Raw genomic sequence first — 23,291 nt, 5'->3', positions numbered from 1 at the left:
TTTTTATTATACGCTAAATTATCAACGTCGTAAGAAGAAGATTAAAAGCCGGTAAGAATGCCCAAGTATTTTAAAAACGAAAAAATAATGAACACAAATTTAACTAAGGTCAAATTCAGCTCATTATTTTTAATTTAAATAGTACCGTTTGCAAATTGGCTATTATATAAATCAGCATAAAACCCGTTTTTAGCAATCAAAGCATCATGATTTCCAGTTTCAATAATTGAGCCATTATCCATTACAATAATATTATCCGCATCACGAATCGTTGATAGACGATGCGCCACAACGAAACTTGTTCGGCTATCTAATAAGGTATCCATCGCTTTTTGAATCAAAACTTCAGTTCGTGTATCAACTGAACTCGTTGCTTCATCTAAAATTAAAATTTCTGGGTCAGCCAAAAATGCACGAGCAATCGTTAACAATTGACGTTGTCCTTGTGAAATATTTGAAGCGTCTTCATTCAGAACAGTTTGATAACCATCTGGTAATTGACGAACAAATGTATCAACATGAGCGGCTTTTGCTGCAGCATAAACCTCTTCATCCGTTGCATTTTCACGACCATATTGAATATTTTCCATAATAGTACCTGTAAATAACCAAGTATCTTGAAGCACCATCGAGATTGACTTACGTAAATCTTCTCGTTTCAAATTCTTAGTATCGACACCATTTAGTCGGATTGATCCCGCTGAGACATCATAAAAGCGTTCAATTAAGTTAATAATCGTTGTCTTTCCAGCACCTGTAGGTCCAACAATTGCTACCTTTTGTCCTTCGTTAACATCCAAATTATAATCTGTCATCAAAAGCTTCTTATCTGAGTAACCAAATTGAACATGATCAAAGGAAATTTTATTACCATTATCAGCAATTGGTAAGTCATCGTTACTTTCATCTTTCAATTCTTCTTCATCTAAGATTTCAAAAATTCGTTCTGCAGAAGCTACAGTTGCTTGAATCGTATTAGATAAGTTGGCAATTTGAGTGATTGGTTGTGAGAATTGGTTCACATATTGTAAAAAGGCTTGGACGTTACCTAAAGTAATTGTTCCTTGTGAAACCTTAATTCCACCAACAATTGCCACAAAGACATAGCCAATATTTTTAATAAAGTTCATTGCTGGCATAATTAATCCAGAAATAAATTGTGCTTTCCATGAACTTTTATAATAATCATTATTCTGTTTTTCAAAAATATCAATATTTTTTTCTTCTTTATTAAAAGTCTTAACAACCGTATGACCCGCATACGTTTCTTCCACTTGATTGTTCAAAAGTCCTAAACTCTTTTGTTGTCCAGCAAAGAACTTTTGCGAACGAGGCGCAATTAATGAGACAACAACCAAACTCAAAGGAACAATAATCAAAGCAATTAACGTTAATTGCCAACTAATTGAAAACATCATATAGAGAACACTGACAAAGGTCACAACACTTGTTACTAACTGTGTAAAACTTTGTTGTAACGTTCCAGAAATGTTATCCACATCATTTACAGCACGAGACATAATATCACCATTTGGATGTGTATCGTAGTAAGAAACAGGCACGCGTTCCATTTTAGCCTTAATATCTTTACGAAGTGCGTACACCGTTTTTTGAGAAATATTAGTCATGATTAATTGCTGCACAAAACTGAAAAGTGCAGACGCAATATACATAATACCAACTGTAAGTAAGATATTCTTAATTGCATCAAAATTAATTGGCAACGAGGTTACTTTCTGCCCCTGTTTCATTTGAGTGAATCCTTTAGTTACCCCAGAGAAAATCTCGGTTGTTGCGCGTCCTAAAATTTTAGGAGAAACCGCCTGGAAAATTACAGATATAATGGCTAGCACTAATACTATCCCTATTGAAATTAACCATGGTGACATGTATTTCGCTAAACGCCCAATTGTTTTCCAAAAGTTCTTAGGCTTTTCAACTGGTCGTCCAATATTGCCATGTCCACCTCGACCGCCCCGCATAGGTTGCGTTGCTTGTTTTGACTTATTATCTGCCATTACTCTGCATCCCCCTCTCTGATTTGTGACTGCATAATTTCTTGATAGGTTTCATTCGTGGCTTTCAATTCTTCATGAGTCCCTTTACCAACGATTTTTCCACCATCGATAACTAAGATTAAATCGGCACTTGTCACACTAGAAATCCGTTGTGCCACAATTACGACAACACTATCTTTGATGCTTTCATCCGTTTTAAGTGAGCCACGTAATTTAGCATCTGTTTTAAAATCAAGCGCTGAGAATGAATCATCAAACAAGTAAACAGAAGCTTTTTTAACTAATGCTCTTGCAATTGCAAGTCGTTGCTTTTGGCCACCAGAGAAGTTATCTCCACCTTGTTCAACTATGCCGTCTAAGCCATCCGCTGATTCTTCAACAAACGATTTAGCTTGTGCTATTTCTAGCGCATGCCACAACTCATCATCTGTTGCCGTTTCATTTCCAAACTGTAGATTACTTCGGATTGTTCCTCTAAAAAGAACTGTCTTTTGTTGAACAAGAGAAATTTGGTCGTGTAAGCTTACTTGGGTTAACTCATAAATTGATTTACCATCAATTTTAATATCGCCCGACTCAACATCAAACAATCGTGGAATTAAATTAATTAACGTTGACTTACCAGATCCAGTACCACCAATAATCGCAATCGTTTGACCCGCCTTTGCTTCAAAGTTAATATCTGTTAGGGCTTCTTTTTCAGCACCCGTATACCGGAAATTAACTTTATCAAATGACAATTGACTTGCTCCTACTTTACTACGATCAACTGTAATTGCATCAGGTTGGTCTTTTATCGAATTCTTCGTATCTAAAACTTCGTTGATACGTGCTGCAGCAGCTTGCGCACGAGGTAACATGACAAATACCATCGATAACATCATAAAACTTGATAAAATTTGCATTGCATACGTCATAAACGCAACTAGATTACCCACTTGCATCGACATATCTCCAATTAAATGACCACCATACCAGATAATTGCGATATTGGTTGCACTAAGAACTAAAGTCATCATGGGGAACATTAGCGCCGTAATTGAAAATACTTTACGGGCATTATCTGTATATTCTTTATTCACACGATCAAAACGATTTTGTTCATATTTATCTTGGTTAAATGCGCGAATAACACGAACACCTGTTAAACCTTCACGAAAGACAAGATTAATATGATCAATTCTTTTTTGTAACGTTTTGAACAGCGGCACTGCAAAATACATAACTGAAGCAATTAATATAATTAAAATTGGAACAGCTACTAAAAAAATCACGGTTAATTCTTTTTGTTTGTTATAAGCTAAAATACTAGCACCAATCAACATAATAGGCGCTTGGATCATCATTCTTAACATCATAACGGTAACGTTTTGAATTTGTAGAACATCAGTTGATGTTCTTGTAATTAAACTTGAATTTCCAATTTGATCAAATTCATGACTTGAAAAATTAAGTACTTTTTTGTAAATATGACTTCTTAATCTAAGTCCTAATTTTTGCGCTAAGCGTGAAGCGATAAAGACATTACCAACTGCCGCAACAATACCAATAGCTGCTACGCCTAACATGACATAACCCACCTGCCAGATATACGCAACATCGCCTTGTGAGACACCTTTATTAATCATGTCTGATGTTAATGTTGGTAAATATAAATCGCAGATAACTTGGACAATCATAAATATAAATGCACCAAACATTGCCCAAACGCTAACGCGATTTTTCATTACTTTTATCATTTATTTTTATTCCTTCCTTTTTGAAACACCAATAGCTACCCAGTTAGCCATTGTTTCATATTCTTTTTGTAACTCTTCAACAGGTATTTCAATACCTTCTCTTTGTTTTGAAAAATAATCATTAATAGTTTTCATAAATGGACTCATTAAAGAAAACATAAGTAAACTAATTTCTTCATCTGAGGAAATGGTTAGTAAAGACCGATCAATTTCACTCATAATATCAAAATCTGCTTTTAAATTTTGATGAAATGGTCCACCAAAATGTGGCTGTTTCCCACTATGATGCGGGTGGTGAGGATGATGTGGCTGCATCCGACTACTCATTTTAAAGTCCATTCGGACAAAGGCGTTTTTAAAAAATGCAGCATCTTCTCCGGACACTGTATTCGCAATCGTTTCTGAAAAAAAGGTCTTCATAGTCGTCACGACATCACCTTGATTTCGTTTTAATAATTCACCAAATCTTTTAGTTTGATTCTGTCGAATAGTATCAAAATAATAAAAGTATAAATCTTCTTTATTTTCGAAATATTGGTAAAAACTCCCTCGCGGAATATCTGCAATTTTTATGATATTACTAATTGATGCTTCAAACAGGGGTACTCTTGAGAACTCTTCTTTAGCAGCATCCAATATCCGTTGTTGCTTATCTTCATCTAAATTAAAATACGTTTTTTTAGGCATATTTTCTCCTTTATACAAAAAATGACAAGCTGTCATGTGACAACTTGTCATGTTACTAGTCTTTATTTAAAAATGCAACTTTATTTACTTATTCTTTTCTTAAAGATTCAACTGGATCAAGTTTTGATGCTCTGTTTGCTGGTAAGAAACTAGCAACCATACTAATCAAGACACTGATTAAAATACCAGAGAATACATAACTAGCTGTAACTTTAACAATCGTAACATCGAATGTTGCAACTGAGAATGCATTTAACCCAAAGGCTAAAATATACGTTACGCCAACACCAATTAAGCCAGATGCTAATCCAATTAGGAACGCTTCGGAAACAAATATACGGCGAATATCCTTACGACGTGCTCCTAAAGCTTTCATAACACCGATTTCTTTTGTTCTTTCAACAACAGATATATTTAGAACCACTAATATCATAATTGCAGAAACGAGCAATGATATCGCAGCTACGGCCGTTAAAACGTCTGTCAAAATATCTAACATTTGAGTAAACATTTCTGACATTTTTTCTTGAATTGAACCTGTGTAACCCAATGATTTAACTTTAGCTTTTATACCTGCCGTATTAGCCTTATCGTTTGTATGAAGATAAACAACATTTGGTTTAATTGTTTCATTATTATCTTCAACTAATTGTTGTAAGTCAGCGTAATTCAAGTAAACTAAACTGCTTGAACTGCTACTTCCAGATGCTTCATAAATTCCGGCAACTTTGAACGTTTTCTTAATCGTTTTTTCGTTATAAACAATCGCAATTTTAACTTGTTTACCAACAATGTTCTTGCCTAATGAATCTGCAGTTGTTTTATCTAATAAAATGCCATCCTTACCTGGTTTAGTACCCTTGGTAATGTTTGATTTTGTAATACCTGAGTTCATTGTACCCAACTGCATCAAACTAGCTTTTTTATCCTTATATGAAACTGTATTTGTACCTAGTGAAATTGCTGTATAACCCTTTTGTAGCTCATTCACATGTTTAATATTTGTTAACTTATTAATATCTTTTTTAGAAAATGATCCTGTCTGACCAGTAATTGCAGCCATTTGACTTTGTTGTTCTTTAGCTTGCGCTGCTTGGGCTTGAGAACCAGCAGCTGGTGTTGCTGTTTTAGAACTACTACTTGAAGAACTTGTTTTTGCCTTCATATGAACTTCAGTCACATTGGGATTCACGTAGCTAGTCATCGTATCCTTTATATAACTTGTTACCCCTTTTCCAAGCGATAACATTAAAACAACAGACATAATCCCAATACTTGAGCCAATAGCAACAAGTAAATTACGAGAAAATTTAGCTTTCATATTAAGTGCAGCTAATCGAATTGCAGACCATAGACTTAAATTCTTAGGCGTTTCGCCTTTAAATTCATCTTCATTAGTATGCAACTCTAATTGTTCTTGTTCGGAATCAGAAATAATTGCACCATTATCAATTCGTACAACACGACTTGAATATGCCGCAACGCGATCTGAATGAGTAACCATTAAAACTAATTTACCACGCTTTGCGATATCTTTGATAATTTCTAAGACAGCATCAGTTGTCTCTGAATCCAAAGCACCTGTTGGTTCATCAGCAATAATGACATCAGGATCATTCATTAAGGCACGTGCAATAGCAACACGTTGTTTTTGCCCACCAGATATTTGATCTGGCTTCTTTGTCATATGATCTTGTAACCCAACGTCTGTTAATAATTTTTTAGCACGTTTGACACGTACTGATTTATCAACATTTGAAAGCGTCATTGCCATAGCAACGTTATCAATCAAACTTAAATGAGGAATTAAATTAAAATTTTGAAAAATGAATCCAATACTCTTCTTATGAAAGTTAACAAGTTCTTTTTCAGAAAAATCACCAATATTTTCACCATTATACGTAATTTCGCCATCAAAATTTGAATCCAATCCACCTATTAAGTTCATTAATGTTGATTTACCACTTCCGGATTCACCAACTATTGAAACTAATTCTCCTTTGTCAAAAGAAGCATTAATGTCTTTTAAAGCCTTGAATGTCGTACCACCAGCCATATTATACGTTTTTGAAACGTTTTTTATTTCTAGAATCAATTTGTCTCCCCCTATTTCCGTTTTTATGACAGACTGTCATAATGAGCTGGTTTTTATTATAGATAATCACACTCACAAAAGCAAAGTATTTCGCTCCACCTTTACCCATTCTTTACAATTTCAGGTGTAAATCATTACACGATTCATACAGAACCATAACATTTAACTGATATTATGAAGTTGTTCTTAAATACGAATACAAAATAAAAGGGGAAGTTAATTATGAGAAAGAAAACAGCAATTATTTCGATAGCAGCAATGGGTCTTTTATTGTTGGCAGGATGTGGTAAATCATCATCTTCTTCAGATGATTCATCAAAAATTACAGGTAAAATTACTATTGTTGGATCAACTGCTTTACAACCTTTAGTTGAACAAGCAGCTGAAACCTATCAAGCAGATAATTCAGGTTTAACAATTGGCGTGCAAGGTGGTGGCTCAGGTACTGGTTTAAGCCAAGTTTCTACAGGTGCTGTTACCGTTGGTAATTCTGACATTTTTGCAGAACAAAAAGACGGCGTAGATGCTAAAAAGATTGTTGATCACAAAGTTGCCGTTGTTGGTATTGCACCTGTTGTCAACAAAGATACAAAAGTAACTAACCTCTCAAAAGCACAACTTGCTAACATTTTCTTAGGTAAGACAACAAACTGGAAAGAACTTGGCGGAGCAGACCAAGCGATTGTTGTCATTAATCGTGCTTCTGGTTCGGGTACACGTACCGTATTTGATAGTAGTATCCTTCCAAATAAAACAGCTAAACAAACACAAGAACAAGATTCAAACGGTACAGTTCAAAAAATGGTATCTTCAACACCAGGTGCCATCAGCTACTTAGCATTCTCGTACTTAAAAGATAACATCCAAGCATTATCTATTGATAACGTTAAACCAACATCAAAAAATGTTGAAACAAACAATTGGAAAATTTGGTCATACGAACATATGTATACTAAAGGTTCTCCTAACTACGCAACAGCTAAATTTATTGGTTATATTCAATCAGACAAAATTCAAAACGGCTTAATCAAGAAATTAGGTTATATCTCAATTTCAGATATGAAAGTTGAAAAAGACGCTAAGGGTACTATTGAAGAAATTAATAAATAGCTGTAAAAAATAGAACATTCAATACAAAAAGCTCATAATTATTAGATCTAAATCTAATAATTATGAGCTTTTTTATATTTAAATAGTGTTAAAGGTTATGAAATTTGTTTTATATTGGTATATTGCGCCAATCATATTAGCATCTCCATAAAAATAACATGTTTTTAAATTATACTTAAGGCCATCCGCACGTTTGGCAATGATTAATTGATTAATATATTTATTTAGTGTTTTAATCAAACCAGGTCTTTCAGATATAGCGCCTCCAATTAAAACAAGGTCAGGATCATACGATACAAGTAGATTAAACACTCCTACGGCTAAATGTTTATAAAAATCATCTACAATTTGGCATGCCTTATCATCACCAGAGTCAGATAAATCAAATAATTGTTTTCCGTTAATTTCACGATTATTTTCTGAAGAATACTGTTTGGCAAGATTTACTGGACTAACCAACTCACTGAAAGTACGATCATCATTTACATCTAAAATCATGTACCCAAATTCGCCACCAAATAGATTACTTCCGGCCTTTAATTTTTTATTCATTATTACAGAACCACCAACTCCAGATCCAATGATAATAGAAACAAAATCATCTACATCTTTAGCGTTTCCAATCCAATTCTCAGCTAATGCTGCACAATTAGCATCGTTTTGTATAGAAACTGGTACGCCTAAATATTGTTCCAACTCATCCCTAATCGGAAAATTGTGTATATAAGGGATGGCGCTAATCCCATGAATAATTCCATTTACCGTATCAACTGATCCTGGAGAACTAATGGCTATACCTTCAGCGTTCTGACAACTATTATATAAATTTTTAATTAAAGTTTTCATATCTTTCCACGTCTCAGGGGTCTCCCTCTTACCACGTGAAATGAACTGATTTTCTTTCCATTCTCCATACTTTACGGTTGTCCCACCAATATCAATTGCTAATATAGTTCCCATTGTTCTCCTTTTCAGTCATTCGACTAATATTTTTAGTATCTGATAATTATAATTTTTAATAAACGTATTAAATTAAAGAAGTTCTCATAGCACGTCTATAATGCGTCATTTTATACGGCGTTTTTTTTAATTGATTTATACATAGTTATAATTTCTTTAGCTAAATCAATATAACAGATACTCGTCATTAGCCAATCTTGCGAATGTATCAAATACAAATTAAGTTTCGTTTTTTCACCATTGGCCTCTTTTGTTAACAAAGTAGTTTGGATATTGTGCACCTTAGTTAACGCCTCTTGTGCTTGGTTCATAAAATCATCAGATTTAGAAAAATCAGACTGCTCAGCCATGCGGATTGCTTGAGCGGCAAATCCCTTCGCATTCCCCGATTCCATAATAATTCCCATTATTACAGTCATATCTTTATCATTCATATTTTTCATCCCCATTTCACTAAATTTATTTTATTCCGCAATTAAATTTACTGCTGTTTGTAATACTTTTTCACCGTTCATCATCCCATAATCTAGCATATCAATGACGTCCATAGGAATTCCAGCAGCATCAGTTTTACTTTTAATTTCTTCCTTCATATAACTGACCTGTGGCCCTAATAACAATACATCCGGATGAACACTTTCAATTTGATGGTCTACATCTGATGTTGATGTTGCAAATATTTCATAATCTTTTTTCTGCTTAGAAGCTGCCGCCTGCATTTTTGATACTAGTAGAGATGTAGACATACCAGCTGAACAAGCTAACATAATAATTTTTTTCTCCATGATTTTTTATTCCTTTCACTCTGCTTTATTATTTAATTCTTGCTCTTGTTCTTGATTACATAAATATTGATCATATTTTTTAGCGAATGGATAGTATCCGACAGCTGATATTACTAACGTTACCGCTTGCCATAAGGCCATCTTCCAACCTCCAATTAAAAATCCTGAAATAACTGCTGGCGTTGTCCAAGGTGCCGCAACACCATTTAAAGGTGGTACAATTCCGAAATAAATTACCCCATAAGTAGAGATTGCTACAATAACTGGTACCATGAAAAATGGTATAGCTAAAAATGGATTCATAACTAAAGGTAATCCGAAAAGAAAAGGCTCATTAATATTAAAAATAGCTGGAATAAGCTCAATTTTACCGATTGTTTTAAGCTGAACAGATTTAGCTGCAACTAGTGTGAAAATAACTAGTCCGATGGTTATTCCAGATCCCGTCAAGTTAATAAAATTATTATAAAATTCATTAGTAACAATATGTGCCCCGTTACCTAACGATAATTTACCAGCTTGATATAAAGCAGCGTTTCCAGAAGTATTAGGAATTAAGAAGGCTCCTGCAATTCCACCGACAATCAGTCCTCCGTGAACACCAAAGAACCAAAAGAATGATACTAAGAAGGCAATCAATATAGCCCCAATTAATGAATCTGATAGTCCTTGCATAGGTGCTGCTAACATCTTATAAATGAGATTTAACATATCTGTATTTAACACTGTCTTAATTAAAGCAAAGATTAACATAGTAACAGTTAATATAACACCAGATGGAATCATGGCAGTAAATTGATTAGCAACACTAGTTGGCACTTGTTCTGGGAGTGTTATTTTCCAACCAGCTTTAATCATTTTTGTATATGCCCAACCTACCAAAATACCTACAATAATTGCAGCCACCATTCCTTGACCGCTCAACCAACTAATGTTAATTACACCATTAACTGGCGACTGCATGAATGATTGAAGCGAATGAGGTAATTTGTCTATATTTTCTGTTATTGCAGAACCACTTAGGACCTCTTTACCAGCACTGTTAACAATACCTGCTCCATTTTTACCCATTACTCCGGCTAAAGGTGCGGCCACTTGGAGCATCTGTAACATCAAGAAAGATGATAATGCTGTCAATGCAGCGGGTAATGCCTCATATCCCTCATTACGAACATATACGTACGCGATACCAACTACCGCCCAGATAGATAAAATACCAAATGTTGTTGTATATGCTTGTGTGAAAAATGCTGACCAACCTGAATCTTTAAGCGCATCTGCAACACTTGGCACCGGGAAATTGGACAAAATTAAAAATATGGATCCTATAATAATAAAAGGTAATGCGTATACCATTCCATCTTGCAGAGCCCTTATAGGTTTTGTATTCACAAATTTCATAATTATAGGTAATAACTTATTCGTAATGAACGTGTTTGCTTTATTTTCAGTTTTATTTTCCATTATATTTTTTCTCCATTCTCTTCTAAGATATCCTTAAACCAATAATATGATTTTTTTGGAACTCTCTTCATATCTTTCAAATCATGATTTGTTCTATCAACAAAAACTGCACCATATCTTTTCTCCATGTCACCATGTGAACTAGGAATATCAATTAATCCCCAACCCAGATAGCCCACAACTTGAGCACCATCAATAAACATTGCATCCTTCATAGCCTTAATATGACTTTTATGATATTCAATTCGAGCATCATCTTGGATTATATTTGTGCTGTCCCTGTGCTCCTTGATGCCAATTCCATTTTCAATTGGAAATACAGGTAATCTATAACGATTATGCAAATCTGTAATTACATTTCGGAATCCTAAGGGATCAATATTCCATGACCACTCACTACTAGATAAATAAGTATTTTCTTCTACACTATAATTCATATATCTATTTGGTGCCTCGTCACTTGGAATTTTATCAGCATCCATGACCATTGTGCGATAGTAACTAAAGGAAATGAAATCAGATTTAATTTTATTTAAATATTGCTTATCTCTATCTTTAAAATCCATTTGAATATTATTCACTTCTATATATTTAAGTACTTCAGGAGAATATGATTGTCCGACAAATAACGAATTTAGATTTTCATAAATAAATTCATTTTGTTTTCTTACTGCAAAAGAATCTTTTGGATTAGTCGTTGCTGGATAAACTGGTGTATATGCCAACATACCTCCAATCTTAAGTTCTTTATATTGTTCATGAATATATTGTGCAATTTGTGCGTGAGCTATCATCGTATGATGGAATATGGTATACATATCGTCAATTGTTTTTTCCGTCTTGGTATATCCAGAAATATGAAATGTTTCATCAGTGAAGTATAGATTATGTTCATTAAATGTAATCCAATATTTAACTCTGTCTGAAAAATGATCAATAACGACTTTCCCAAACCTAACAAAAGCATCAACAGTTTTACGAGATAGAAATCCACTTTGCTTTTGGGCCAACGCTAACGGCATGTCAAAGTGATAGAGACAAACCATTGGCTCAATACCACGCTTAATCATCCCATCAATTAATCGGTCATAATACTCAAAACCTTTCTCGTTGATAGTTCCATCACCATCAGGTACTATTCGAGTCCACGATATCTGAATGCGATACATATTCATATTCATATCTGCAATTAAATCCAAATCTTCTTCATATCTGTTAAACTCATCAATCGCATCGTGCCAATCGGATACACCTTTATCTGAGTCACGGATATCATAAACTGATAGCCCTTTACCATCTGCCTGCCATGCTCCTTCTGTCTGCATACTTGATACAGAATTACCCCAATAAAAACCTTTAGGCATCTTATTTTCATTTATCATATATCAATCAACCCTTCTTCTAATAAATTATTTTTTAACTAAGAAATCGCTTTCATTTACTATTATATATCTTTTGTATAATAAAACAATACTTTTGTTATACAAAAGATATATGTTTTATTAAACTCTGGCTATCACTTATATAGAAAAGAGGGTAGTTGAGTGTTATAATTCGGTATTAACCGATTAATTAGTCATACTAAATATCGGTACAATATTCTCTAATTCTAAAATAGTTACATCATACCTATTTTTTTTGAGATCTAATTTTTAATAAGCAGAGTAATATACTTTTTAAAATCGCACCTAAAGTTTAAATAATACTAAATTTGACATTAAAATCTATGGGGGAACAGGGATTTATGAAAAAATATGAGTTAGTTAAAAATATAATTCGGGAACGAATACTTTCTAATATATATCCAAAAGGTAGCATTTTACCTGATCAAAAAGTATTATCTGCTAGCTTCGATGTCAGTTCAATAACCTTAAAGAAGGCGTTAGATGACTTAGCACGAGAAGGATTTATATTAAAAAAATCTGGTTTTGGAACAGTTGTTATAGGTCCCTCGACTCTTATCAATAGCGTTGATGCACCGGCAGATAATTTTGATGGATTAAGTAAACAAGAAGGACGGGACAGAATAACAAGTCACGTCATTAAGTTTGAAGTTGTATTCCCTCAAAAAGAGGTTCAAACTCATTTAAATATTAGTGCAGAAGAGCCAACATACCATATTATTAGACTCCGACTTTTAGATGGAAATCCTTTCATCTTGGAAGATACGTACATGCCTGTTAAATTAGTTCCAGGTTTATCAAAATCCGTACTGGAAACTTCCATATATAGTTATATTAAAAATACGTTAGGGTTAAATATGTCAGGTATGTCTAGAAAAATACAAGCCAGACAAGCCACTGAATTAGATATCAATTATTTAAACGTTGTTGAACAAACGCCAATATTAGAAGTAGAACAAATTGTTTGGCTTGTGAATGGTCACGCCATCGAGTACTCAAAATCAAGAAATGAATTTAATAAACGCTCTTATTTTGTTTTTGAATCAAATTAAACTGGCACACTTATGAACTAACTTACATTAAAAATAATTATCTGTACTTAATATATGTGGGTACGCAAAAAGGCATAATTCCAAAGTTATATTGGAATTACGCCTTTTTGCGTACAAAGTATTTAAATATTATTTTTATAAATTAGCATCCATGTTAAATATTATTTTTATAAATTAGCATCCATGTTAAATGTTAATTTAGATAATGTTAATCCTTCAGTAATGAATTGACCAATCATGTTCATCGTTCTTTCACGCATATCAGCAACAATTGCGTAATTTTGTTGTGTGAGGTAGTTTGTTAATTCATCCCCACTCATATCTGTAGATGCTGCATCAATATCAGCAACCATCGTCTTCAACTGTTGACGACATGCCTTTAAGTAATCAACATTTTCTTGAATAAAATGAGAATAATGTGATTCTGTTAACATCGAAACCGTACGATACATCCAATAAGCACTATTCATATCTAGTGTTAACGGTGTTTCGCTGTAACTTGGGTCTGTGTCTGTTGCATTCGTGTAGAATGGCACAAATGGTGCAAATGCTGGAACACCTAAACAGATCCACATTAATGCAGAATGTGCATCATCAACATTATTTCTCAATTGAAGAACGTGTGCATTTTGTGTTCTATTCATTGAAATAGGACGGAATCGTAAACGATCTTCATCAGCACCATGACCAAATGGATCATATTGTGTTTCATTGTAATGTGAACCTAAAATAGCAGTCACATCTTCAACACTGATTTTTTTATTTGCGTAACAAATGAATGGTAATTCACTTGAAGTTGGTTCTTGCTTAATTTCTGGATTCAAACAACGTTGACCATACCAGACACGAGGTGTGTTGTAATGACGATCTTTTTCTGTGTCTGTTCCAAAAATATGACGGAAGTTCCAGCCTGTTTTATCAGGGTTTAAATGATGCTCTTCTACATATTCACGGATACCGTCTGACCACATAAAGTTATCTGTATTATCAAAATCAATTTCTTGAATAGCAACTTGATTAGCTGCAACAGCATAAGCATCATCTGGAATACGTTGTGCAATCCAGTGATGTCCGGTAACAATTTCCATGTACCAAACATCATTTTTATCACTAAATAAGACACCATTTCCTTCAGGTGAACCGTATTTTGTAATTAAAGCCCCTAAATATTCAACACCATGTTTTGCTGATTTAATATAAGGTGCAACCATTGTTTGTAATGAATCTTCTGCTAAACCATTTTTAATTAAAGGATCGTATGCTAAAACACGTTCATTCGCATAGACACTTTCTGTTGCGCTCATTGCAACATTTTTTTCATTAATACTACTTTCATCAAAGACACCTTTGCTGGATACCTCAACATTAGGTGTTGCTGTCCAGCGATACCCATTTTCTGGTAATGGTGCAGTAAACCCATTTTTATTCGAAGTTAACGTTTCATGACGTCCGGTTACTGCAGGGTACATCAAGAATCGTTGTGGTGTAATAGGCAAAAACGTATCATCATTTCTAGCAATCATCGTTGAGCCATCAATTGTGGCCTTCTTACCAACTAAAATTGTTGTACATGCTTGTTCCATCATAAATAATTCACTCCTTCTCATTATTAAATACCCTTATAGTGTACAACTTTTATCTTCATATAAACATGCTATTTTTATATACTTTAAGAAACAGTTAAATCTAGTTTACAACTCTAGATGTAAATGCTAATATAAAGATATTACGTTAAGGGGGGTTATCATTTGAGCCAAAAAGTTCCATCATCTTTTTTAAATTGGCTAGATAGCTTAAAGAAAATTACATTACCTGATTGGCAAGATTTCCCGGAATTAGACCTTTATATGGATCAATCCGTGAAACTTGTTAATCAATACTTAGAGCCATTACACTTAATGCCTGTAACACCTACAATGGTCAATAATTACGTAAAAAAAGAAGTTATGTTTAAACCCATCAAAAAAAGATATCGCAAGGAACATTTAGCAGCAATCATTGTTATTACTGTTTTAAAATCTGCTTTTCCGTTAGATGTTATCAAGAATGGTATCGACCAAATTTTAGTCGATAACTCATCTGAAGATGCTTACATGAACTTCGCTTTAATTTTTAACGAACAACTTAAATCTTTAACCTTTGATACCAACTTAAAGCCCGTCACGACTGAAACAACAATCATTGAATTAGAACAACGAACGGCTGCAAGTGCCGTGATTAATCATATTATCAGTGAAAAATTAGTTATATTAATGAAGGAGGCCAATTAAATGATGAGTAAAGAAAAAATAGCAGTATTAGTAGATTCAGGTTCGGATATTCCTAAAGAATTTATGGAACAGGAACATATTTATATGGTCCCTATTTTAATTACATTCAGTGATGCAACTTACTTAGATCGTATCTCTATCTCACCTGCGGAAGTTTATGAACGTATGGAGACTGAGATTCCAACAACCGCAACGCCTTCAGGTGGCTCAATTAACGACGTTTTTGACCAAATTAAAGCCGATGGCTATACACATGTTATTGCAACAACGATCTCAAGCGGTTTGTCTGGTACTTATAATTCAATTAAAACATTCGCCAAATTATCATCATTAACTGTTGAAGTCATCGATACAAAAAATGTTGGTATTGGTGGTGGATTAGCTGGTATTTTAGCATCAAACTTAATTAAAGAAGGCAATTATTTTGACGAAATTGTCACAAAGGTTCAACTAGCGGTTGATAGAAGTAGTGTCTTTTTCTATTTACCAACCCTACACTATCTTCAAGTTGGTGGCCGTATTGGACGTGTCTCTGGTCTTATGGGGAATCTCTTAAACATCAAACCAATTATTTCATGTGATGAAAATGGTATTTATTATCCTATTGCAAAAGCTCGAGGCGAAAAAGCTGCACTAAAAAAATTATTATCACTCGTTGATGATAAGATTGGCGATTCTCTTCATTTCGATATAGCCGTTGCATATGGTAATAATGAGCCTTTAGCAGCAAGTATCTTCGAAACCTTAAAAACTAAGTATCCAAATGCTGAACATTTTTACTTTGGCGATGCATCACCTGCTCTTGGTGTTCATGCTGGCCCTGGTGTTATCGGTATTGGTGTTGAAATTTTAGACTAAAAATAAAGAAGCAAACCGATAAATACGGTTTGCTTCTTTATTTTTAGTCTAATTAGTTGCATACTTATTTTCAATTTGTTTAAGCATTTTTTTGAAATTTCTCTTCTTAAAGAAACTCATAAGAATACTCATGAAGGCATCATTCATTTGTTGCATCTTGCCTTTAGAAGTCATGACTTCTTTATAACTTAACAAACAACGTTTATCATCAATTACCTTAATATCGTAACTTACATCAAATTTATTACGATTGTTATCCGTTTGAAAATGATAACTTTCGTTTTCAACTATTTTTGTTACTTTTAAAGCAGCTGATTGTGTTTTTGAAAACTTTTTCGTGAACGCAAAACCCTCTAATTGATTTTTTGTTAATTTCTGACCTGTCTGATCTTTAATATCATATAGTACGGACTCCATAATTTGATCAAATAGATAATCTGCAGGCATTTTTAATTTCATTTCCATTTCCATCAGTCATTCGCCTCCATTTTTAGTCATTAAATCCATTTTGTTCTGTCATTTTTTTAAACCAGTAACCGCTCTTCTTAATTGTGCGTTTTGCTTCATTATCTAAATCAACACTAATAAATCCGTAACGGTTCTTGTAAGCATTTAACCATGACCAATTATCCATACATGTCCACATATGGTAGCCATGAACGTTACTACCTTCTTCAAGTGCCTTATGAACCCATTTCAAATGATCTTGAACAAATTCAATTCGATAATCATCATTAATTTGCCCATCTGCATTAATAAATCTGGCTTCATCTTCAACACCCATCCCATTTTCAGAGATGAAACAATCAATATTACCATAATTATCCTTAATATTGATTAGTGCATCATAAATTCCTTTTTCATAAATTTCCCAGCCACGATAAGGATTAACTTTTTTTCCAGGCATATCGTATACTGTATAAAAATCTTCAGGCATCCAGCCATTTTCACCTTCTGGTTCGGCTTTAATTATTTTCGCCGCTGCTCGCCTTGGTTGATAATAATTAACGCCTAATAAATCGATAGTATTTTCTTTAATAACATCTAAATCACTTTGATGATAGATTGGCATTAAGTCATATTCATGCAACCACTCAACAATATCTTGAGGGAAAGTGCCTTTAATTGCGGGATCTAAAAATGAACGATTAAAGAATCCATCAACAAATTTGGCTGCTTTAACATCTGCTGGATTTGTCTCATCTTTTGGATACGTTGGCATTAAATTTAAAATAATCCCAATTGTGCCACCTAAATTGAGTGAATGATACTTTTCAACTGCTTTAGCACTTGCCAATGCTTCATGATAAGCCACCTGGACACCATGCTTTAAATTACGTTCATCAGGTAAATGCCATCCATATAAATACCCACCCTCAACTGGAACAATCGGTTCATTTTGAGTAAACCATTTTTTAACGCGATCGCCAAATAATTTAAAACAAGTTTCTGCATAGTCCGTATACAAGTCTACAACTTCACGATTTAACCAACCACCATTTTCTTGTAACACCATTGGCATATCAAAATGGTAAAGGTTCATAAAAGGTTCAATTCCAGCGGCAATTAAATCATCTATTAAATGGTTATAAAAGGTAACAGCTTCAGGATTAACCTCTCCAGTGAATGGATTTGGAATCAAACGTGACCACTGAATTGAAGTCCGATATGAATTATGACCTGTTTGTTTCATCAAAGAGATATCTTCTTGGTATTTTTGATAAACCCTTGATGTATTTTCGGGTCCAACCTGATTAAAGAACTTTTCAGGGCTTGCTTGATACCAAGCATCCCAAATATTATCAGCTTTTCCATCTCCTGAAACACGACCTTCAGATTGTGGTCCACTCGCAGCTGACCCCCACCAGAAATCTTTTGGAAATTCATATTTAACCATAGTAAACTCCTTTATTTAACACAAAATCTCTTTACAGAATAACGTAAAGAGATTCGCTTTTATTTTATTTTTTTGCTGCTTCAGCTTCTGCTTCAGCTTTTTCAATTTGTTTTGTTGCTAAGATAACGAATGGTGCGTAAATTAACGCTGAGATAACCACATTAACTGCGGCTAAAACCCCACCAGCTAAACTCTTAGTTGCCAAAATCCCGCCAATTACTGGTGGTGTAACCCATGGGGGCATTACCGTTGCTGCTGGCACAATTCCAGTGGCGGTTGCAATATACGCAACAGTCACAAGTACCATTGGTGTCAAAATAAATGGTACGAACATAATTGGATTCAACACAATTGGAAGTCCAAACATCATTGGTTCATTGATATTGAAAATACCAGGAGCTGCTGATAGTGATCCAATCATTTTGTAAGGTTTATTTTTACGACCAACAATGAAGATGGCAATAATCAAACCAATAGTTGCACCAGTTCCACCTAAGTTAACAAATGAATCGAAGAAAGGTTTGTTAACGATAAAAGGAATTGTTTTACCTTCACTAAGTGCTTTAACGTTAGCTGCAATAGCAGGTGCGTTAATTGTTTGCATTAATGGATCAATCATATTAGCTCCATGTAAACCAAAGAACCATAAGAATGGTGCAATAAATGCTAATAATAATGCTGATGGATATGAATTTGCCAAGCCCATAAATGGTTCTTGAACAAGTTTGTAGAATGATGCAATAATATCAGTTACGCCGAATCCTTGGAATAATGTATTGATAAAGGCAAAGATTGTAACAACAATCATTGCTGGAAATAATGAAGCGAATGCTTTTGCAACAGCAGGTGGAACACCATCAGGCATGTTAACGATTAAATGTTTGTTACCACTTAAACGTTGGAATAATTCTGCTGAAACCAAACCGACAACAAGTGCAACGAATAATCCTACTGAAGACATCCCAGCTAATTGCAAACCACCTAAAGCGAAGAATGAAGCAACTGATACTGTACCAGCAGCCATACCATCTTTACCATATGATTTTGCAACGTTATGAGCTACTAAGAATGCAACGAATAATGACATAATACCAAAACTAGCATTCCAAACGCCTGCTCCTACACCCTTCCAGATTGGAACATCGTTAACTATTTTAGGAAATAGTCCGTCCATAAAATTTGAAAAACCTGGAATTGGTAAGTTATTAATTAATGTTCCCAGAGCACCTAAAATCATAAGTGGCATAATAACAACGAATGCATCTCGAATTGCCACCAAATGTCTTTGTGCCCCAATTTTTGAAGCTACTGGAATAAAGTGAATATCCATCCATTTTATAAATTTGTCCATGAGTAGTTCCTCCTTAAAGTTTAGTACTTATCCTATTTTTTTGTATAGATCTACTACCTCACCAGCTAAGTCTCTAAATGTAATCGCATTCATTAAATGATCTTGTCCATGAACCATTAATAAACTAACTGGTACCGGATCCCCTGAAGCTTCTTGCGTTAACATGGCTGTTTGAGAATGATGTGCTTCAATGAGTGATTTGTCAGCATCAGCTAACTTAGCAGCTGCGGTTTCAAAATCGCCTTTTTTAGCGGCGTGAATTGCTTCCATAGAATCACTTTTAGCGTTTCCACCATTAACAATCAGCCCCATGATTGTTTGCATTTGTGCATCATTTTCGTTCATATCTGATTACCCCTTTTATTTTTTATTTAATTAAGCTTTTAGCTGTTGCAAGAACTTTTTCGCCATTCATCATGCCGTAATCTTGCATATTGATAACTTCTACCGGAATATTTTTGTCAGCAACCTTTTTTTCAAATTCATCTTTCATAAAACGAACTTGTGGGCCTAACATTAAAATATCAACTGGTTTTGATTCAAGCATTGAATCTGCCTCTGAAGCACCAACTGCAAAGATTTCTGAATCATAGTTCTCTGCTTCTGCAGCCTTTTGCATTTTTGACACCAATAAACTTGTACTCATACCCGCTGAACAAACTAACATAATCGTTTTCATAATTTGCCACTCCTTTTTCTATTTATACTCTTATATACGCAAGTTCCATGCCAAAAATAAAGACCATCGAAAAGGCTTTAAGAAAGCGCTTTCGATGGTCTTTTATTTTATTTGCACACTACTAGTCACTATTACACACTGACTTTATTCAACGTATTACCCATAAAAATTTGGACAATATAGGCAACTTCATCATCTGAAATCTTAATATTATACATTTTTTCAACAATAATCAGGGCCGTTTTAACTATTTCCATCTGTAAATGATTCTCAGCTGAAAATTCTTGGACATTCTTAAACGGTTTAATTGATTGATTTTTCAATCTTGAATCTACTAGAAATGCTAGATGCATCATGATCCCTACGATAATCTCTGGATCAAGAACAATCTGTAAATCTGATTAAATTTTAATAATCATGGTTTGAATAGTATGAATTAAATCTGGGACAGAATTAACTGAATTAATACTACCTTCCAATGCATTAATTGTTTCTCGCGTTAAGTCGTTATCAGACAACATCCGCTGCAAAACTTGTAAGGTTTCATCATTAAAGATATCTAAAGCAGAAAAGAATGGCACTCTTTGGTAAGAAACCTCGACGGTACCAACAATTGCCTTCACATCATAATCGCGCATTAATGTATTAATGTGCTTTTTAAATGCATCTTTTTCTAAATATTGCATCCGAATTACTTTAACTTCGTCTTCGTTTACAATTGGCATAATACGATCATATAATCTTGCGGCGACACCTTCGCCGGTAAAACAAGCTACGATAACTGCTTTTTTCCTAGGATGCATATGGAAAAACTGCTCTTTTACAGACGATTCAAAAATATGTTGTGCATTTGCGTAAATATCTTCTAGTTCACGACCGGCAATCGCAATTCTTAATGATTCAAGCACAACTAACGTACTCGTCATTGAAACAGCTCGAATATTAATCCCTGTTTCTTCACCTAACATTGATGCAAAACTAGTTAAAGAGCCCATGTCAGTTAAAAGTAATAACCCTTTTTTCAATTGTTCCTGACTATCCAGTACATAATCTCGTACTTGATCATAAATTTCCGAAACATTTACATCAAGTGGCATATTAATTGCTTTTCCCTTTGTTGTACCAAGTAATTCTTGTGCTGTCTGTAACATAGAAGAAGCCGTTGATGCCCCGTGCATTAGCACGATGATACCGACTTTAATTTCATTTTGTTGTTTCTTAACACTTAAATCAGAGCTCAAAAACATTGTAATAAATCCAATTTCATCTAATGGAATTTCAATATCAAATTCATGTTCAATTTTATCTGCCATTTCCAGTGCAACACGAAAGGCTTTTGGATTTTTTTGTCGTAAATTATTTAAATCAGGATGAATAATTGCGACATTTTTCCTGATTCTTTCAATAGCACTAACAAGGTGTAATCCAAATGCAAATCGTGCATTTTCATTATATTTTTGCCCTAATTTATTCTGGGCTAAGTCATAAACTTCATTGGTAACCGTCCAAATATCATCTGGTAGTAACTCTTTTCGAACGCCTTCACCCGATAATTGTTCAATGTAATCTTTAAAATAACCTTTATCATCTGAATCGATTAACGTTTTAAGATTTAGTGATTTAAAATTCTGTTTATCAGTTTCACTCACTTTTTTATCAATTGTTTCATAAACCGTTGGTTTTTGATCGTTTTTTTCTACCGTTTCGCTATTTTTAAAAGTCACAACTTTTGTATTTTTTTCATTTGTTCGTTTCGCTAAACGTTCCATTAAGACATCAATTTTTTTATATTTGGATTTACCTTCCAAACGTCCTTTTTGAACATTCAATGGTAAGTCTTTTAATCTGATATATAACGAAGCCGTTTCATGCGTTCTAAAATACAAGAAGGCCTTTGCACAAACAACTTTAATATCCCTCTGAATTTGACCAATATTTGCTTCAGGCTCGTATAACATTAATGCAAGCATCGCATCTCGCTCAACAATAATATCTTGGCTCAATCTACCGACTTCTTGTTCAAAAAAATTCATGACTATCCCATAACGTTCATCAATTGTTCGTTTTGAGATAGGCGGTAATGTAATTGCCATTGGAATACGTCGATTAAATGTGCTCAAAAAATTTTCTGACGTTTCAGTCGTTGCCCCAATAATCTGTACACTCGCTTCTTTAGTAATTGAAGACTCTCCTAAAGGCCGATAAAACCCCTTATCAATAAAGGTAAAGAGCATTTCTTGTCCCTCAGGAGGTAATCGATGAATTTCATCTAAGAATAAAATACCACCGTTAGCTTTATCCATTAATCCTTTTTTATCTTGATCAGCACCTGTGTAGGCCCCTTTTTTAACACCAAATATATGCGCAAAAAGTAACTGTGGATTATTCGCATAATCCGCACAATTAAACCGGATAAAAGGCGCATCAGCCTTCACCATTTCTGATTCTAATGCAAACTGATACATACATTCAGCAAACAAAGATTTACCCGTTCCCGTTTCACCAAAAATAATTGTGTGTAGTCCTCTTGGTGGATATAAAATGGCTGCTTCGGCTTGTTGGATCATAACCTTTAATGAATCATTAGACCCGATTAACTTTTTGAAACTCATCTCTTTAACACTTTTATCATTAATTTCTTTTTGACGTGTTTCTTTTTCTTCAAGTGATGCCCACTGATAGAGAACAGGGCGCCCATCACTTTTTGTAACGTCACCATTTTTATATAAATCATTCAAATAACGACTCACATTTGCGCGATTGCAATTAAGCTCGTCTGCAATCTGTGTCGCATCCATCGCTATTTCCTTATTTTTTAAAAGATTATAAATATCATTTTTTCGATCTCCCAAGTTATCACTACTCCCTTACACGCTAAAAGAAAACGCTTACCACTAGTATACCGCAATCTTTTTTACATTTA

General features: G+C 34.1%; 19 protein-coding genes and 1 pseudogene. 4 read left to right on the top strand and 16 right to left on the bottom strand.

Annotated features, from left to right (window positions below; all coding sequences use genetic code 11):
- Positions 1-134: 134 nt before the first annotated feature.
- From AC1RP1_RS01060 to AC1RP1_RS01045, 4 genes are all read right to left on the bottom strand, one after another.
- Positions 135-2,018 (bottom strand): ABC transporter ATP-binding protein, encoded by a 1,884-nt coding sequence (locus AC1RP1_RS01060; RefSeq protein WP_481760971.1) that lies wholly within the window; start codon positions 2,016-2,018, stop codon positions 135-137.
- A complete protein-coding gene (locus AC1RP1_RS01055) occupies positions 2,018-3,757 on the bottom strand; it encodes an ABC transporter ATP-binding protein (RefSeq protein WP_481760972.1) in 1,740 nt (579 codons plus the stop codon). Before AC1RP1_RS01055 ends, AC1RP1_RS01060 begins: the two co-directional genes overlap by 1 nt.
- Before the next feature lie 6 nt (positions 3,758-3,763).
- A complete protein-coding gene (locus AC1RP1_RS01050; RefSeq protein ID WP_481760973.1) occupies positions 3,764-4,444 on the bottom strand; it encodes a TetR/AcrR family transcriptional regulator in 681 nt (226 codons plus the stop codon).
- An 88-nt stretch (positions 4,445-4,532) separates the two neighbouring features.
- Complete coding sequence (locus AC1RP1_RS01045; protein ID WP_481761143.1) at positions 4,533-6,500, bottom strand: ABC transporter ATP-binding protein/permease; 1,968 nt, start codon at positions 6,498-6,500, stop codon at positions 4,533-4,535.
- Between the two features lie 261 nt (positions 6,501-6,761).
- Between AC1RP1_RS01045 and AC1RP1_RS01040 the strand changes: the two genes are divergently transcribed.
- Positions 6,762-7,649, top strand: a complete 888-nt coding sequence (locus AC1RP1_RS01040) for a phosphate ABC transporter substrate-binding protein PstS family protein (protein ID WP_481760974.1) — start codon at positions 6,762-6,764, stop codon at positions 7,647-7,649.
- Positions 7,650-7,727: 78 nt separating this feature from the next.
- Here AC1RP1_RS01040 and AC1RP1_RS01035 read toward each other — a convergent pair whose 3' ends face one another.
- The 5 genes from AC1RP1_RS01035 to AC1RP1_RS01015 form a co-directional block, all read right to left on the bottom strand.
- Complete coding sequence (locus AC1RP1_RS01035; protein ID WP_481760975.1) at positions 7,728-8,609, bottom strand: ROK family protein; 882 nt, start codon at positions 8,607-8,609, stop codon at positions 7,728-7,730.
- Between the two features lie 110 nt (positions 8,610-8,719).
- Complete coding sequence (locus AC1RP1_RS01030; RefSeq protein WP_481760976.1) at positions 8,720-9,043, bottom strand: PTS lactose/cellobiose transporter subunit IIA; 324 nt, start codon at positions 9,041-9,043, stop codon at positions 8,720-8,722.
- Between the two features lie 30 nt (positions 9,044-9,073).
- Entirely contained in the window at positions 9,074-9,394 is a 321-nt protein-coding gene (locus tag AC1RP1_RS01025; protein WP_481760977.1) for a PTS sugar transporter subunit IIB, read from the bottom strand.
- Positions 9,395-9,409: 15 nt separating this feature from the next.
- On the bottom strand, positions 9,410-10,858 hold the full coding sequence (locus AC1RP1_RS01020; RefSeq protein ID WP_481760978.1) for a PTS sugar transporter subunit IIC: 1,449 nt from the start codon (positions 10,856-10,858) through the stop codon (positions 9,410-9,412).
- Positions 10,858-12,240: a glycoside hydrolase family 1 protein gene (locus tag AC1RP1_RS01015; protein WP_481760979.1), complete on the bottom strand. Its 1,383-nt coding sequence runs from the start codon at positions 12,238-12,240 to the stop codon at positions 10,858-10,860. Before AC1RP1_RS01015 ends, AC1RP1_RS01020 begins: the two co-directional genes overlap by 1 nt.
- A gap of 362 nt (positions 12,241-12,602) precedes the next feature.
- Here AC1RP1_RS01015 and AC1RP1_RS01010 point away from each other — a divergent pair, with 362 nt between their 5' ends.
- Positions 12,603-13,313, top strand: coding sequence for a GntR family transcriptional regulator (locus AC1RP1_RS01010; RefSeq protein ID WP_481760980.1), 711 nt, complete (start codon positions 12,603-12,605; stop codon positions 13,311-13,313).
- 167 nt (positions 13,314-13,480) lie between these two features.
- Here the strand turns inward: AC1RP1_RS01010 and AC1RP1_RS01005 are convergent, their stop codons facing one another.
- The gene (locus tag AC1RP1_RS01005; protein WP_481760981.1) at positions 13,481-14,899 is read right to left on the bottom strand and encodes a C69 family dipeptidase; all 1,419 of its coding nucleotides are present in this window, start codon (positions 14,897-14,899) and stop codon (positions 13,481-13,483) included.
- A 162-nt stretch (positions 14,900-15,061) separates the two neighbouring features.
- Between AC1RP1_RS01005 and AC1RP1_RS01000 the strand changes: the two genes are divergently transcribed.
- Complete coding sequence (locus tag AC1RP1_RS01000) at positions 15,062-15,583, top strand: DUF1836 domain-containing protein (RefSeq protein ID WP_481760982.1); 522 nt, start codon at positions 15,062-15,064, stop codon at positions 15,581-15,583.
- Positions 15,584-16,441 (top strand): DegV family protein, encoded by an 858-nt coding sequence (locus AC1RP1_RS00995; protein ID WP_481760983.1) that lies wholly within the window; start codon positions 15,584-15,586, stop codon positions 16,439-16,441.
- Positions 16,442-16,489: 48 nt separating this feature from the next.
- Here the strand turns inward: AC1RP1_RS00995 and AC1RP1_RS00990 are convergent, their stop codons facing one another.
- The 6 genes and pseudogenes from AC1RP1_RS00990 to AC1RP1_RS00965 form a co-directional block, all read right to left on the bottom strand.
- A complete protein-coding gene (locus AC1RP1_RS00990; protein ID WP_481760984.1) occupies positions 16,490-16,912 on the bottom strand; it encodes a DUF3284 domain-containing protein in 423 nt (140 codons plus the stop codon).
- Positions 16,913-16,931: 19 nt separating this feature from the next.
- Positions 16,932-18,338 (bottom strand): glycoside hydrolase family 1 protein, encoded by a 1,407-nt coding sequence (locus AC1RP1_RS00985; RefSeq protein ID WP_481760985.1) that lies wholly within the window; start codon positions 18,336-18,338, stop codon positions 16,932-16,934.
- Between the two features lie 64 nt (positions 18,339-18,402).
- Positions 18,403-19,689 (bottom strand): PTS sugar transporter subunit IIC, encoded by a 1,287-nt coding sequence (locus tag AC1RP1_RS00980; RefSeq protein WP_409021736.1) that lies wholly within the window; start codon positions 19,687-19,689, stop codon positions 18,403-18,405.
- A gap of 27 nt (positions 19,690-19,716) precedes the next feature.
- On the bottom strand, positions 19,717-20,034 hold the full coding sequence (locus tag AC1RP1_RS00975) for a PTS lactose/cellobiose transporter subunit IIA (protein WP_481760986.1): 318 nt from the start codon (positions 20,032-20,034) through the stop codon (positions 19,717-19,719).
- Positions 20,035-20,056: 22 nt separating this feature from the next.
- Positions 20,057-20,368: a PTS sugar transporter subunit IIB gene (locus AC1RP1_RS00970; RefSeq protein WP_409021738.1), complete on the bottom strand. Its 312-nt coding sequence runs from the start codon at positions 20,366-20,368 to the stop codon at positions 20,057-20,059.
- Positions 20,369-20,499: 131 nt separating this feature from the next.
- Positions 20,500-23,220 (bottom strand): annotated as a pseudogene (locus tag AC1RP1_RS00965) (sigma-54-dependent transcriptional regulator).
- Between the last annotated feature and the right edge of the window lie 71 nt (positions 23,221-23,291).

It is taken from the genome of Dellaglioa sp. CoH-56-MRSF-13, from assembly GCF_056782095.1.
The sequence above is the reverse complement of the archived record's forward strand: the minus strand, read 5'-3'. Positions and strand labels throughout refer to the sequence as shown.